Source organism: Pseudophaeobacter sp. C1-32P7, from assembly GCF_041008775.1.
In the GTDB taxonomy this organism is placed as follows: Bacteria; Pseudomonadota; Alphaproteobacteria; order Rhodobacterales; family Rhodobacteraceae; genus Phycobacter; species Phycobacter gallaeciensis_A.
In genome coordinates, this window is sequence record NZ_JAXGFR010000009.1 from 123,446 (window position 1) to 137,824 (window position 14,379).

Below are 14,379 nucleotides of genomic sequence, written 5' to 3' on the forward strand. Positions count from 1 at the left end.
CTTATTCCGGGTCGGTGCTGTAAATCAAACGTTCATCGCAGGGGGCAACCCGCAGGATATTGGTGGTGCCGGGCACGTTGAAGGGCACACCTGCGGTCACGACGATCTGATCTGTCTCGGAGGCGAACCCTCCGGCGCGGGCGGCGCGGGCGGCGTTGACCACCGCCCCCTTGAACCGGTCCTGTCCGCTGGTCACCACGCAGTGGCAGCCCCAGCTGAGCGCCAGACGCCGGGCGGTGCCTTCCAGCGGCGTGAGCGCGATGATCGGAACACCGGGACGTTCCCGCGCGGTCAGCAGCGCAGTTGTGCCGCTCTGTGTGAAGCAGCAGATCGCCTTGATATCCGTCTTCTCGGCAATTTCGCGGGCGGCAGCAACGATGGCATCCGCAATCGTGTTGCCCTTGGAGGAGCGTGAAGAGGCGATGATCTGCGCATAGGTGGGGTCGGTCTCCACCTCGGCGGCGACGTTGTCCATGGTTTGCACCGCTTCGACCGGATACTGCCCGGCAGCAGATTCAGCGCTCAGCATGATGGCATCGGTGCCCTCATAGATCGCGGTCGCCACGTCCGAGACTTCGGCGCGCGTGGGCATCGGGCTTTCGATCATGCTTTCCAGCATCTGGGTGGCGACGATCACCGGTTTGGCCGCCGCGCGGCATTTGCGCACCAGCCGTTTCTGGATCGGCGGCACGGCAGACACCGGCAGTTCGACGCCCAGATCGCCGCGCGCCACCATGATCCCGTCCGAGGCATCGAGGATTTCCTCGAACTGCTCCACAGCCGAAGGTTTCTCGATCTTGGACAGCACCGCAGCGCGGCCATCGACCAGGCCTTTGGCCTCAAACACATCCTTGGCCCTCTGCACGAAGGACAGTGCGATCCAGTCCACACCCAGGGTGCAGGCAAACTCCAGATCATCACGGTCCTTGTCCGACAGAGCCGCCAGTGGCAGCACCACATCGGGCACGTTCACGCCCTTGCGGTTGGAGATGGTGCCGCCGGTCACGACGCTGCAATCGGCAAAATCGGCGCCGCAGCGCTCCACCCGGAGGCGGATCTTGCCATCATTCACCAGCAGATGCGCGCCGGGCTCCAGCGCCTGAAAAATCTCGGGATGCGGCAGGCAGACCCGCGTGGCATCACCATCGGTGGGATCCAGATCCAGCCGGAAAGACGCGCCCTCTTCCAGTTCCTCGGAACCATTTGCAAAGACGCCCACGCGCAACTTGGGACCCTGAAGGTCGGCCAGAATACCGATCGAGCTGTCCAGATCCTTTTCCACCTTGCGGATGATCTCGTGCTTTTGGGTGATCTCTGCATGGGTCCCGTGCGACATGTTCAGGCGGAACACGTCGGCGCCGGCCTCGTGCAGAGCGCGGATCGTTTCATAGGTTTCGGACGCCGGTCCCAGGGTGGCAACAATCTTCACACTGCGGGAACGTTTCATGGGGTGGGTCCTTCCGGTGTCAGCTCAGCAATAGGCGGTGTTACCGCAAACATATCTTGCGGTGCTTATCGCGCAATTTCCATTTTGCCGCAACTCCCCTAAAGGTATCGTCAACAATCGATGACAGGCGCATGACATATACTCCCTTCTTTGTTCACGGGGCCGACCGCCCTGCCCGCTGGCTGATCACCTGCGACCATGCCACCAACCGCGTACCTCCCTTCGTCAACGGCGGTGACCTTGGCCTGCCGCATGAGGATATGGAGCGTCATATCGCTTATGATGTGGGGGCCTATGCCGTCGCCCGCCATCTGGGTGAGCTGCTGGACGCGCCGGTTGTGGCCTCCAATTTCTCCCGTCTGGTGATCGACCCCAACCGGGGCGAAGATGATCCAACTCTGCTGATGAAGCTTTATGACGGGACCATCATTCCCGCCAACCGTCACGCCGATGCGGCAGAGCGCGCGGCGCGGCTTGAGGCCTGCTACCGCCCCTATCACGCAGAAGTGAGCCGCCTTGCCGCGCGCCCGGACACGGTCATCGTCTCGATGCATTCCTTCACCCGGCAATTGCGCGGACGTCCCCCACGTCCCTGGCAAATCGGCGTGCTCTTCCCCGAGGGAGAGCGGTTTTCCCCGGAGCTGATCGACACATTGCGGGCCGAGCCTGACCTTTGTGTCGGGATCAACGAACCGTACACCGGCTACCTGCCCGGCGATGCCATCGACACCCACGGCACAGCCCATGGTCGCCCCAACACGCTGATCGAACTGCGCAACGATCTGATCGCTGATGCGGCAAGACAGCGGCAGTGGGCCGAACGACTCGCCAAGCTCCTGCCCCGCGCCCTTGCGAACTCGGGCCTGTAGCAGCGCTTGCCTCTGGACAGTGGCACCCACATATTACGGAACGCAAGACAACCGGGAGGATCCCCATGGACCAGCAAACCGAGATCGAACTTCAGGCCGCCGCATTCCGCCGCCTGCAAAAGCATCTGATGGAAGACCGCACCGATGTGCAGAACATCGACCTGATGAACATGGCCGGGTTCTGCCGCAACTGCCTCAGCCGCTGGTATCAGGAAGCAGCAAACGAACGCGGCATCGAAATGGACAAGAATGAAGCCCGCGAAATATACTATGGCATGACCATGGATGAGTGGAAGTCCAAGTACCAGACCGAAGCCAGCCCGGAAAAACAGGCCGAGTTCGAAGTCGCCTTCAAGGAAAACGTCACAGACAAGGCCTGATCCCTGGCGGATTGCCCCCCTGTCGCCATCGGCGCACAGGGGGTGTTCGCCACTGGGTATAACCCCGGCGGCCCGGATCCCTTAACATCTGAACCAACAGTATGTGTGATGGAGGTTCGGATGCGTTCAAGGATGCCAAGCTATTTCATTTCCCACGGCGGCGGACCGTGGCCCTGGATCCCGAACATGCGGGAGGCGCTGGCACCGCTGGCAGATGCGCTTGCCCGTATGCCGCAGGAAATCGGGCGCCGTCCCTCGGCGGTTCTGATGATTTCCGGCCACTGGGAAAAGGACACATTTGCAGTGATGAGTGCTGCAAAACCGCCGATGGTCTATGACTATTACAACTTCCCGCCAGAGACCTACGAAATCCAATACCCGGCGCCCGGCGCGCCAGAGCTGGCCCAGCACACTGCGGATCTGATCGCAGCGGCGGGATTGCCGGTCTCGATGGACGCGGAACAGGGATACGACCATGGCACCTTCGTGCCCATGGCCCTGATGTACCCGGAGGCCGATGTTCCGCTATTTCAGGTCTCCATGCGCCATGGTTACAGTCCAGAAGAGCATTTCGCCCTTGGCCGCGCGCTTGCCCCCCTGCGTGACGAGGACGTGCTGATCGTTGGCTCCGGTCTCAGCTACCACAATCTGCGGGAATTCGGCCCCCGGGCCAAGGTGCCCTCGGAAGAGTTCGACACATGGCTGAATGCGGCGCTGCAACTGCCAGCCGCCGCGCGGACCGAGGCACTGCTCAACTGGGAACAGGCCCCCTATGCCCGCGCCTGCCACGCGCAGGAGGATCACCTTGTGCCGCTCTTCACAGCCCTTGGCGCGGCCGAGAAAGAACCGGCAACTCAGGTCTACCACCAGAAGGACATCTTTGGCGGCGTCACGGCCTCTAGCTTCCGCTTTGGGTAACGCCTCTGTTGCGGGCAGCCTCACAACCGCTCGGACAAAGGCATCTTATGGTTGTATTTCGACAGGTATATCACGATAGAGTTGCGAGACGTTTACGTTGATGCAATCGAAGGAAGACTTATTCAATGAAAGCCTTGTCTCTGGCCGCACATATTGCGCTCGCCACTGCTATACCGACCATCAGTTTTGGGGCCTCATTCTCGCATGCGGGCCTGCAGGCCGATACTTTGGTCCAGCATGGTGGAGGCTGCCGCAAAAGCTCTCCACCGGGCAAATGCTGCCATATGCAGACCAGCACAGGCAGAGTGCACTGCCACTGAAACAACAAAAGGCCGCCCCGTCAGGAGCGGCCTTAATTGTTGATACGGATACGCGCAGCGATCAGATCGCGGCCTTCACCGATTCATCCAGATAGATCTCGCGCAGGCGTTTGGCGATGGGGCCGGGTGTGCCATCGCCCAGCGCAGTGCCGTCAATCTCCACGACCGGCATCACGAATGCGCTGGCAGAGGTGGTAAAGGCCTCGTCCGCCTCTTTCGCCTCGTCGATGGTAAAGAGACGCTCTTCGATTTTCAGCTGCGCTTCTTCTGCCATGCGCAACACGGCCTTGCGGGTGATGCCGTGCAGGATGTCATTGGAGAGCGGGCGGGTGACGATCACACCATCCTTGACGAAATAGGCGTTGTTCGAAGTGCCCTCGGTCACGTAGCCGTCTTCGACCATCCAGGCGTCATCGGCTCCGGCCTTCTTGGCCATCATCTTGCCCATCGAGGGGTACAGCAGCTGCACCGTCTTGATATCGCGGCGGCCCCAGCGGATGTCCTCGATCGAGATGATCTTTGCGCCTTTCTTGGCGGCGGGGCTATCGGCCAGACCCGGCTTGTTCTGGGTGAACAGCACAATCGACGGTTTGGTGGTCTCGGGATCGGGGAAAACGAAATCGCGGTCACCATCGGACCCGCGGGTGACCTGAAGATAAACCAGCCCTTCGTCGATGCCGTTCAGCTCCACCAGCTTGCGGTGGATCTCCAGCAGTTCGTCCTTGGTGCAGGGTTCCTGCATGTCCAGCTCATCCAGCGAGCGTTTCAGGCGCACCGCGTGGCCTTCGAAATCAATCAGCTTGCCGCCCAGAACCGAGGTCACCTCGTATACCGCATCAGCCATCAGGAAGCCGCGATCGAAGATCGAGACCTTCGCTTCGTCTTCCGGCAGGTATTCGCCATTCACATAAACAGTACGGGTCATTGTCATCTCCTCAGCCCCAGAGTTCTGCCTTGGGCGGATGCACACCGGCAGCATCGTATTCCATTGTCGTTTCGCGGTCTTCGGACAGAAGCAGCGGCCCGTCAAGGTCCGTCACCATCGCCCCCTGCGCCAGCAGCACCGCAGGCGCCATCGCCAGCGACGAGCCCATCATGCAGCCGACCATCACGCGGTAACCTTCGGCCAGCGCCGCTTCGCGCAGTTTCAGCGCCTCGGTCAAGCCGCCGGTCTTGTCCAGCTTGATGTTGACAACATCGTATTTGCCTTTGAGTTTCGGCAGGCTGGCGCGGTCATGGCAGCTTTCGTCCGCGCACACCGGCACCGGACGCTCCATGCCAATGAGCGCGTCATCTTCACCGGCAGGCAAGGGCTGTTCGACCAGCGACACGCCCAGACGCACCAAATGCGGCGCAAGCTCGGCATAGACCTCGGCGCTCCAGCCTTCGTTGGCGTCGATAATGATATCCGAGTCCGGTGCCCCGGCGCGCACGGCTTCCAGTCGCGGCATGTCATCGGCGGTGCCCAGCTTGATCTTCAAAAGCGGGCGATGAGCATTCTCGGCGGCCTGCTCCTGCATCACCTCGGGCGTGTCGAGCGACAGAGTATAGGCGGTAATTTCGGGGCCGGGTTTCGGCAGACCGGCCAGTTCCCAGACCCGTTTGCCCGCCAGTTTCGCCTCAAGATCCCAAAGCGCGCAATCCACCGCGTTGCGAGCCGCACCGGCAGGCAGCAGGTCCTGCAGCTCTTCGCGGGTAAAGCTGTCGGGCAGGCCGGTAATTTCGGCGGTCACGCTGTCCAGCGTTTCATCATAGCGGGCATAAGGCACACATTCGCCCCACCCCACAGCCCCGTCTTTTTCGATCCTGACGGTCAGCACCTTCGCCTCAGTCCGCGAGCCGCGGGAGATGGTAAAGGCCCGCGCCAGTTTGAATACATCCGGCGTCACGGTGACTTTCATGTTCGATCCTTTCGGGGTCTTTGTTCGGCTTCTGGGAATGGGTAGGGCCGCACTCCACAGACGCCTGAATTCACATAAAAAGGGCGCCTGCTGCCAGACGCCCCCTTATAACAATCAGATTGCGGCGAGCGCGTCTACCAAGCGGTCGGCGCCATGGCGGTAAGGATCCACCGCGGGGAGCCCCATGCGCTTTTCCACTTCCTCAAGGTAGGCAACCGCCTCTTGCTCGTTCAGGTGCTGAGTGTTCACCGAAATACCGACAACCTGACAATTCGGGTTGCCCTTGCGCGCCAGCGGCAGCGCGGTATCGCGCAGCTCTTCGAGGCTGGGCAGGGAATAGCCCGGCAGACCGCGCATATGTTCACGGGTCGGCTCGTGGCACAGGATCAGCGCATCGGGCTGACCGCCATGCACCAGCGCCATGGTCACACCGGAATAGGAAATGTGGAACAGGGAGCCCTGCCCTTCAATCATGTCCCAGTGGTCTTCATCGTTGTCCGGGGTCAGATATTCGATGGAACCCGCCATGAAGTCGGCAATAACAGCGTCCAGCGGCACACCATGGCCAGTGATCAGAATGCCGGTCTGGCCGGTGGCGCGGAAGGTGGATTTCATACCGCGTTTTTGCATCTCGGCGTCCATCGCCAACGCAGTGTACATCTTGCCCACCGAGCAGTCGGTGCCAACGGCAAGACAGCGCTTGCCTTTGCGCTTCACGCCATTTGCAATCGGGTAGCCGACCGAAGGCACACGCACGTCATGCAGTGTGCCGCCGTGAGTTTGGGCAGCAGCGACCAGATCGCCTTCGTCGCGCAGCAGGTTGTGCAGGCCGGACGCGATGTCATAACCCATTTCAAGCGCCTTGATCAGCACTTCCTTCCAGGCGGGAGAGATGATCCCGCCGCGGTTGGCGACACCAATCACCAGCGTCTTTGCACCGGCGGCCTTGGCCTCTTCGAGCGACATTTCGGTCAGTCCCAGATCGGCGCCGCAGCCCGGCAGAGAGATCTGCCCGACCGCGTGGTCCGGGCGCCAGTCGCGGATGCCGATGGCAACCTTTGCCGCAAGCATATCGGGCGCATCGCCCAGGAACAGCAGATAGGGTGTCTCGATCATCTCGGGGCCTCCGTTAAACGTGATTCACCGCGAACGATAATCGAGCCGCCTTGCGAAGCGGTCCCATTTTTGCATTTGCAGGAAAGACATGATCGAAGTTTCTTCTACAAAAATACATTTTCATCGAAGAAAGTTCCGACAATGGCGCATTACTCGCTCACTATTATGCGGCAACACGGGAATTCATTGCGATTGCAGCATAGTTGATGCTGCGCCTGCAAAGTCCCTCTTGCATGGGGTTGCGCAATTTCATACCACAATGACCAGTCAAATCGTAATTTCCTTTCCCAGCAAGGAGCGCCCTCATGAGCTTCCGCATCCAGCCCGCCGCCCCGGCCCGTCCCAACCGCTGCCAGTTGTTCGGCCCCGGCTCCAACACCAAACTCTTTGCCAAGATGGCCGCCTCGGCTGCGGATGTGATCAATCTGGATCTGGAAGATTCCGTCGCCCCCACCGACAAGGACATTGCCCGCGCCAATGTCATCGAGGCGCTGAACACCGTGGACTGGGGCAACAAATACATGTCGGTCCGCATCAACGGTCTGGACACCCCCTATTGGTACCGCGACGTGGTCGATCTGCTGGAACAGGCCGACGACCGTCTGGACCAGATCATGATCCCCAAGGTCGGCTGCGCCGCAGACGTCTATGCCGTCGATGCGCTGGTCACCGCCATCGAGCGCGCCAAGGGCCGTACCAAACCGATTTCCTTTGAGGTGATCATCGAATCCGCTGCGGGCATCGCACATGTGGAAGAGATCGCCGCCTCCTCTCCGCGCCTGCAGGCGATGAGCCTTGGCGCCGCCGACTTTGCCGCCTCCATGGGCATGCAGACCACCGGCATCGGTGGCACTCAGGAAAACTACTACATGCTGCATGGCGACACGCGGCACTATTCCGATCCGTGGCACTGGGCCCAGACCGCCATCGTCGCCGCTTGCCGGACCCATGGTGTACTGCCGGTCGATGGTCCCTTCGGTGATTTCTCGGATGACGACGGCTATATCGCACAGGCCAAACGCTCGGCCACGCTGGGCATGGTCGGCAAATGGGCCATCCATCCGAAACAGATCGCCCTGGCAAACGAGGTCTTCACCCCCTCGGAAGAAGCCGTCGCCGAAGCGCGAGAGATCCTGGCCGCCATGGAACAGGCCAAGGCCAACGGCGAAGGCGCCACAGTATACAAGGGCCGCCTGGTCGACATCGCTTCGATTAAACAGGCCGAAGTGATCGTCGCACAGTCAGAGCTGATCGCAAAAGGCTGACCTTTGAACGCAGCTGACCATGGGGCGTCCGGAATCCGGGCGCCCCATTTTTATTCCGTATTCGCCAAACACATTCAATTTTCTTGATGCATATCAACTCAAGAACCCTCTAGTGCTGGAATGTTGCCGCAGAACGAAACCGACAGAATCGGCAACCACTGGTGACGACATGAAAAAAGCCCTTCTTTCCGCAGCACTTGTTCTGGCAACTGCGACCGCCCTCCCCGCCCAGCAGGGCAAGAACCGGAGCGAGCTCTCCGCGCCCATCGTGCGCCTGACGCCGCTGATCAAACAGAATGCCTCCGCGCTTGGCCTGACGGCAGAGCAACGCGCTGATCTGCAGAACTGGCTGGCGACCAGCCCGCCCAAACGCAAGGCTCTGGAAGCCGAGGCAATCGCAGCCCGCGCCGCCCTGCGCACCGCCATTCTGGACGGTGCCCCGGCAGAGGAGCGCGCCAGCCTTGCAGCCAAGGTCGGGGAGTATGAGGTCAAGCTGGTGACCATGCGCTCCAACTGCGCGGACCACTGGCGCACGGTTCTGACCCCGGAGCAGTTCGCGCAGCTCGTGGCCATGGCGCAGAAACAATAATCCCAGATCATTCTTTGGGTCGGCCCCGTTGCCTTTGGCGCCCTATTCCGCGACTAATTGACAGAAACGCGGGGCCGACATGACAGATCTGACCTTATTCCACACAGCCGACGTGCATGTGGCGACATTCGATGCCCTGGCACCCGAGGCCGATCTGACGCATGTGGTGCGCACCGACTGGCTTGAACGGGCCCAGACCGGCGTCGATGCCGCTCTCCGTCAGGAAATTGCCGAAGCGATCCGCGCGACAGAGGGGCCCTCCTTGTGCACCTGCACCACCATCGGCGCAGTGGCTGAAGAAGCAGGCGCCACGCGAATTGACTGGCCGATGATGCAACAGGCCGCGGGCGCCGGTGGCCCGGTGATGCTGGTCTATTGTCTGGACAGCACCCGCCTTCCCTCCACCGCCCTGCTGGAACGCGCCTTCACGGAACAGGGCCGCGCGCCCGACATCCGCGCCCTGCCCCTGCCCGGCCTCTGGCACCATTTCACCAATGGGGACACCGAGGAGTTCCACAAACAAGTCGCCGCTTGGGTGGGCACAAGCCTTGCGCTCACATCTGGCACCTCTTGCGTGGTTCTGGCACAGGCGTCGATGGCGGGGGCCGCCCCACTGATCGACAGCGATGTGCCGGTGCTGACCTCGCCCGAGACCGCCATGGCGGCCCTTCTGGGACAGGGTTAGGCGCGCATATCCTTGGGCGATCCCATGACCACATAGGTTGTGATCCCCGTGACATAGGGCGAGGTGCCCAGAATATCGGTGTGAAACCGTTTGTAGCTGGGCAGATCCGCGCATTCGACCCGCAACAGATATTCGATGGTGCCGGTGATATTGTGGCATTCCACCACTTCGGGCGCAGCCTGCATGGCGCGCTCAAACGCCTCTTGCGCCTCCTTCGTGTGTTCGCCCAGGCCGACACCGATATAGGTGACAAAGCCCACCCCCATCGCCTCGCGGTTCAGCACGGCCTTGTAGCCGGTGATGACTCCGGCGCGCTCCAGATCCTGCACCCGGCGCAAACAAGCCGAGGGCGACAGGCCCACACGCTCAGCCAGCTCCAGGTTGCTGATCCGCCCGTCGCGGGACAGTTCCTGCAATATCTGCTGATTTATGCGATCATTTTTAGCCATTAATTGCAACTTTTTGCACCCGGTGCAGCAAAACGCAATTTCATTCGGGCATTGACGCGTCAAATTCTCGCCATGACATACGATCTTCTCCTCGCGCTTGCGCTCTTCGCCTTTGTCTCGTCGATCACGCCGGGACCGAACAACCTGATGCTGATGGCCTCTGGCGCCAATTTCGGCTTTCGCCGCACCATCCCGCATATGCTGGGGGTGGCGTTGGGGTTCGTCTTCATGGTCGTTCTGGTCGGCGCCGGTCTGGTTGGGATCTTCGAAGCCTTCCCTGTCAGCTATACCGTGCTGAAGGTCGCCTCTGTGGCCTATCTTCTGTATCTGGCTTGGAAGATCGCCAACGCAGGACCTGCAGAAACCGGCGAAGGCAAGGGCAACCCGATGACCTTCCTGCAGGCCGCCGCCTTTCAATGGGTCAACCCAAAGGCCTGGGCGATGGCCCTGACCGCGATCAGCGTTTACGCCCCGGATCAGACCCTTTGGGCGATCCTTCTGGTGGCGGCGCTGTTTGGGGCGGTCAACCTCCCCTCGGTCAGCTCCTGGACCCTGCTGGGGCAGCAAATGGCGCGGGTGCTGACCAATCCACGCCGTCTGATGCTGTTCAACTGGGCCATGGCGGCGCTGCTGGTCGCATCGCTTTACCCGGTGATCTGGCCCGCGTAACGCCACCGGCCTGCGCCGCCGCGAGCCACCGGGGACAAGACAGATGCGTGTGGCGAGTTGCATCCGGCGCCCGACAAGGCCATATATCGCACAAACCGCGCACCGTAAGGCGCTCAGTGAGGCGACATGACCCAGTATCTGGAATTTGAAAAACCGCTGGCCGAGATCGAAGGCAAAGCAGAAGAACTGCGCGCCCTGGCCCGCACCAACGAAGAGATGGACGTGGCCGATGAGGCCGCCGCGCTGGATGCCAAGGCCGAACAGCTGCTGAAGGATCTCTACAAGGACCTGACGCCCTGGCGCAAATGCCAGGTCGCGCGCCATCCCGAGCGTCCGCATTGCCGCGACTATATCGATGCGCTTTTCACCGAATACACGCCGCTGGCCGGCGACCGGAACTTTGCCGATGATCTGGCGGTCATGGGCGGTCTTGCTCGTTTCAACGATCAGCCGGTGATGGTGATCGGCCACGAAAAGGGCGCCGATACCAAGACCCGCATCGCGCATAACTTTGGCATGGCCCGCCCCGAAGGCTACCGCAAGGCCGTGCGCCTGATGGAGATGGCCGGGCGGTTCGGCCTGCCGGTAATCACCCTGGTGGACACCACCGGCGCCTACCCCGGCAAAGGCGCCGAGGAACGCGGCCAGTCCGAAGCCATCGCCCGCTCCACCGAAATGAGCCTGCAGATCGGCGTGCCGGTTGTGTCGGTCATCATCGGTGAAGGTGGATCCGGCGGCGCCGTCGCCTTTGCCACCGCCAACCGGGTCGCCATGCTGGAACATGCGGTTTATTCGGTGATCAGCCCCGAAGGCTGCGCCTCGATCCTGTGGAAGGATGCCGAGAAGATGCGCGAAGCCGCCGAGGCGCTGCGCCTGACCGCGCAGAACCTTCTGGAACTGGCCGTCATCGACCGGATCATCGCCGAACCGCTGGGCGGTGCCCATCGGGATGCCTCCGGCACCATTGCCTCGGTCGGCGCAGCAATCTCAGCGATGCTGGATGAGCTGAAGGACAAGGACGGCGCTGCCCTGATCAAGGACCGCCGCCAGAAATTCCTCGATATCGGCTCCAAGGGCCTCGCGGCCTGATGTGACCTGACCGCGGCGCCGCTGCCAGCGGTGCCCGGCCGAACGGGCCGCGGAGTTTCGCAGAAACACCAAGGCCGGGCGGGAGCGCCCCTCCCCACCATTCACAATCACACCTGGATTGATTTTCCGGCGCCCTAGCCCGCCAGCAGGCGCAGACCCTGGGTCACATCCGACCGCACCGCCAGCCGCAATCCCGGCTCATCCCCAGCCTTCAATGCCGCGATGATCAGCTTGTGATTATGCGGCGGTTCGGTCCGGCGAAGACGGCCATAAAGCGCCCGCATGGTCGGCCCCAGCTGCAACCAGACCGTTTCCGCCATCGCCAGCATCGCAGGCGCCTGCGCCCGCAGGTACAGCGTGCGGTGAAATTCCAGGTTGGCGCGGATGTATCCCACCGCATCGCGTTTCGACACCATTTCGGCCACCGTGACATTGATCGCCTGCAGCCTGTCGATCAGCGCCATATGAGCCCGCGGCAGCGCCCGGCTCGACAATTCCACCTCCAGCAGCGACCGCAGCGCTGCAAGCTCCTCGATCCGTTCGTTGCTCAGTTCGGGTGTCGACACCCGCCCCGAGGAGGACAGGAACAGGGCCCCCTCGGCCACCAGACGGCGCACCGATTCCCGGGCCGGGGTCATGGAAACATCGAACTCACGTCCAATCCCGCGCAGGGTCAGCGCCTCGCCCGGCGCGATCTCTCCGTGCATGATACGCGTGCGCAGCGCCCGGTAGACGCGATCATGGGCTGACGACAGCCCGTCGGATGTGGAGCGGGTGGACAAGGTCATGGCCTGTTGTGATCACAAATGAAACCAAGGTCAATGCGCCACGCACGCGCAGCCCTGACGAGCCCGCACTTTCAGTCCGTGAACCGGTAGCGGTGCAACTGGCTGCCATTCTCCCTCAGCCATCTGCGCGGCGCCTCATGATCACCGAAAAGGTCCTGAACCACGGCCCAGAAATCTGCCGAATGGTTCATTTCCTGCAAATGCGCCACCTCATGCGCTGCGACATACCGCAGAACATCCGGTGGCGCGAGGATCAGACGCCAAGAATACATCAGCGCCCCGGCCGAGGAACAGGACCCCCAGCGCGAACGCGTGTCGCGCAGAACCAGCTTGTGAAACGGACGACCCAGCTGGGCCGAATAGGCATCCGACGCCGCGGCCAGCCGATCTCGGGCCAATTCCCGAAGGTAGCGTTCCAGCGACCGGGCCGGCCTGTCGCCAGAGACCGCGATTTCATCCCCGGCCACCCGCACGCCCCGCGCCTGCCCCCGCACGACCCGCAAGTCGCGCCCGGCCACCGGCAGCACCGTTCCAAATGTCACCGCAACCTGCCCGGGATGGCGCGCCAGATGCCCGCGGATCCAGTCTTCTTTCTCGGCAGCAAATTCCAGGGCGGCGCGTTCAGGCAGGGATTTCGGCAATGTCAGCGTGACCCGGCCATCGAGCGCCGAAATCCGCAGGCTGATCCGACGCGCACGCGCGGAGCGACGCAGAAGCAGTGGCACCGGAGGGTCCCCCGGCAGATGATGGGCGCTCATCGGCTCTCCCTTGCAGGCAAAGGCTTTGACAGTACCATCCTCATATGGCAAGGCACCTGAATCGTCGATACGACTCACCAGTAAATCAAGGGGATCCACATGCCCAAGGAAGAATGGGGTGTAAAGCGCGTTTGCCCGACCACCGGAAAACGCTTTTATGACCTGAACAAGGACCCGATCGTCAGCCCCTACACGGGCGAGGTCGTTGCCCTCGACACCGGCAAGAGCCGCATGATCGAAGCCGACTCGGAAGACGCTGCGTCGATGAAGGCCAAAGAGAATATGGACGGGGACGACGCAGTTCTGGAAGATGACGAAGACGTCGATCTGGATCTGGGCGATGACGTTCTGGACGATGATGACGATGACGACAACGTCTCGCTCGACGAGATCGCCGACGTCGCATCCGAGGACGACGAGTCCTGATCCAAGGCCCGCGTATGGGCCCGGATGCCGCCAAATGGCGGATTGACCGGGGCGGTTTCGGCCCCGCTTCACCCGGGCCCGGATGGGCCACAAAAAAACTCTGAATGATGGTGCATTTTGCACTTGCAGCCTGCTCCATCGTCCCTTAAACGACCACTCACACCGGATGAAGCAACAGCCAAGCCGGATGTGAATGGGGCCTTAGCTCAGTTGGGAGAGCGCTTGCATGGCATGCAAGAGGTCAGGGGTTCGACTCCCCTAGGCTCCACCATTCACCCCAAGACATTATAAACTGTTCAGCCTTCTGGACGTGTATTTTGCGAGCCTCCCGCTTTCGACCTATGGGCAAATCAGGGATGCTCAGCCTGCGTCAATCCAAGGCGGTTCAATCCGGTCACCGTTCACCCGCACCTCATCCTGCTCATTGTCGAGCACGACAGGATTGTCGTAGATCTCCAGCGTCGGGCGCACACCAAAGCGCCCCTCCATCCAGTCCGCCCATCCTTCATTGAACCAGGCTTCGGCATCCGCACGGGTATCGAACTCGTAAATTCCACCACCACCTGCGTCGCTGTTGAGGAAATACTTACGCCTCAAACCCTTGACGTCGTGGAAAATCTTTGTCGCTTCAACGGATTGGCGGACAACCAGATCCGCATCCCGTTTCGGTCCTTCCAGCGGAATTCTGACGATGGCGATGATCATGACGA

At 61.6% G+C, this 14,379-nt stretch carries 17 protein-coding genes and 1 tRNA gene; 10 read left to right on the plus strand and 8 right to left on the minus strand.

Going from position 1 to position 14,379, the window contains the following annotated elements; all coding sequences use genetic code 11:
- Window position 1: 1 nt before the first annotated feature.
- The gene (pyk, locus tag SM763_RS14440; RefSeq protein ID WP_368998949.1) at window positions 2–1,447 is read right to left on the minus strand and encodes a pyruvate kinase; all 1,446 of its coding nucleotides are present in this window, start codon (window positions 1,445–1,447) and stop codon (window positions 2–4) included.
- Between the two features lie 131 nt (window positions 1,448–1,578).
- Here pyk and SM763_RS14445 point away from each other — a divergent pair, with 131 nt between their 5' ends.
- From SM763_RS14445 to SM763_RS14455, 3 genes are all read left to right on the plus strand, one after another.
- Window positions 1,579–2,316, plus strand: coding sequence for an N-formylglutamate amidohydrolase (locus SM763_RS14445; RefSeq protein ID WP_368998950.1), 738 nt, complete (start codon window positions 1,579–1,581; stop codon window positions 2,314–2,316).
- Window positions 2,317–2,381: 65 nt separating this feature from the next.
- Window positions 2,382–2,696, plus strand: a complete 315-nt coding sequence (locus tag SM763_RS14450; RefSeq protein ID WP_065271326.1) for a DUF1244 domain-containing protein — start codon at window positions 2,382–2,384, stop codon at window positions 2,694–2,696.
- Between the two features lie 120 nt (window positions 2,697–2,816).
- Window positions 2,817–3,614, plus strand: a complete 798-nt coding sequence (locus SM763_RS14455) for a DODA-type extradiol aromatic ring-opening family dioxygenase (protein ID WP_274837290.1) — start codon at window positions 2,817–2,819, stop codon at window positions 3,612–3,614.
- A gap of 381 nt (window positions 3,615–3,995) precedes the next feature.
- On the opposite strand, the gene SM763_RS14460 is transcribed toward SM763_RS14455, so the two are convergent.
- The 3 genes from SM763_RS14460 to dgcN form a co-directional block, all read right to left on the minus strand.
- Window positions 3,996–4,859 carry a D-amino-acid transaminase gene (locus SM763_RS14460; RefSeq protein ID WP_065271328.1) on the minus strand — a complete coding sequence of 288 codons (864 nt, stop codon included), beginning with the start codon at window positions 4,857–4,859 and terminating at the stop codon, window positions 3,996–3,998.
- 10 nt (window positions 4,860–4,869) lie between these two features.
- Entirely contained in the window at window positions 4,870–5,835 is a 966-nt protein-coding gene (gene dgcA / locus SM763_RS14465; protein WP_065271329.1) for an N-acetyl-D-Glu racemase DgcA, read from the minus strand.
- A 114-nt stretch (window positions 5,836–5,949) separates the two neighbouring features.
- A complete protein-coding gene (gene dgcN, locus SM763_RS14470) occupies window positions 5,950–6,951 on the minus strand; it encodes an N-acetyltransferase DgcN (RefSeq protein WP_368998951.1) in 1,002 nt (333 codons plus the stop codon).
- Between the two features lie 305 nt (window positions 6,952–7,256).
- On the opposite strand from dgcN, the gene SM763_RS14475 reads away from it, so the two are divergent.
- From SM763_RS14475 to SM763_RS14485, 3 genes are all read left to right on the plus strand, one after another.
- Window positions 7,257–8,216, plus strand: coding sequence for an L-malyl-CoA/beta-methylmalyl-CoA lyase (locus SM763_RS14475; RefSeq protein WP_274866786.1), 960 nt, complete (start codon window positions 7,257–7,259; stop codon window positions 8,214–8,216).
- A 169-nt stretch (window positions 8,217–8,385) separates the two neighbouring features.
- A complete protein-coding gene (locus SM763_RS14480) occupies window positions 8,386–8,805 on the plus strand; it encodes a Spy/CpxP family protein refolding chaperone (RefSeq protein WP_274832660.1) in 420 nt (139 codons plus the stop codon).
- Window positions 8,806–8,884: 79 nt separating this feature from the next.
- A complete protein-coding gene (locus tag SM763_RS14485; RefSeq protein ID WP_368998952.1) occupies window positions 8,885–9,490 on the plus strand; it encodes a hypothetical protein in 606 nt (201 codons plus the stop codon).
- Here SM763_RS14485 and SM763_RS14490 read toward each other — a convergent pair.
- Window positions 9,487–9,939, minus strand: a complete 453-nt coding sequence (locus SM763_RS14490) for an Lrp/AsnC family transcriptional regulator (RefSeq protein WP_065271334.1) — start codon at window positions 9,937–9,939, stop codon at window positions 9,487–9,489. The two genes, SM763_RS14485 and SM763_RS14490, sit on opposite strands and share 4 nt — an antisense overlap.
- A gap of 72 nt (window positions 9,940–10,011) precedes the next feature.
- Here SM763_RS14490 and SM763_RS14495 point away from each other — a divergent pair, with 72 nt between their 5' ends.
- Window positions 10,012–10,608, plus strand: a complete 597-nt coding sequence (locus tag SM763_RS14495) for a LysE family translocator (protein ID WP_065271335.1) — start codon at window positions 10,012–10,014, stop codon at window positions 10,606–10,608.
- A 126-nt stretch (window positions 10,609–10,734) separates the two neighbouring features.
- Entirely contained in the window at window positions 10,735–11,697 is a 963-nt protein-coding gene (locus tag SM763_RS14500; RefSeq protein ID WP_274829753.1) for an acetyl-CoA carboxylase carboxyltransferase subunit alpha, read from the plus strand.
- A gap of 134 nt (window positions 11,698–11,831) precedes the next feature.
- Here SM763_RS14500 and SM763_RS14505 read toward each other — a convergent pair whose 3' ends face one another.
- On the minus strand, window positions 11,832–12,485 hold the full coding sequence (locus tag SM763_RS14505) for a GntR family transcriptional regulator (protein ID WP_274829754.1): 654 nt from the start codon (window positions 12,483–12,485) through the stop codon (window positions 11,832–11,834).
- Window positions 12,486–12,556: 71 nt separating this feature from the next.
- A complete protein-coding gene (locus SM763_RS14510) occupies window positions 12,557–13,243 on the minus strand; it encodes a M48 family metallopeptidase (RefSeq protein WP_368998953.1) in 687 nt (228 codons plus the stop codon).
- Window positions 13,244–13,342: 99 nt separating this feature from the next.
- On the opposite strand from SM763_RS14510, the gene SM763_RS14515 reads away from it, so the two are divergent.
- Window positions 13,343–13,669, plus strand: a complete 327-nt coding sequence (locus SM763_RS14515; protein WP_065271339.1) for a TIGR02300 family protein — start codon at window positions 13,343–13,345, stop codon at window positions 13,667–13,669.
- A gap of 195 nt (window positions 13,670–13,864) precedes the next feature.
- Window positions 13,865–13,940: transfer RNA gene (locus SM763_RS14520), tRNA-Ala, on the plus strand.
- A gap of 89 nt (window positions 13,941–14,029) precedes the next feature.
- On the opposite strand, the gene SM763_RS14525 is transcribed toward SM763_RS14520, so the two are convergent.
- A complete protein-coding gene (locus tag SM763_RS14525) occupies window positions 14,030–14,374 on the minus strand; it encodes a hypothetical protein (RefSeq protein ID WP_368998954.1) in 345 nt (114 codons plus the stop codon).
- Between the last annotated feature and the right edge of the window lie 5 nt (window positions 14,375–14,379).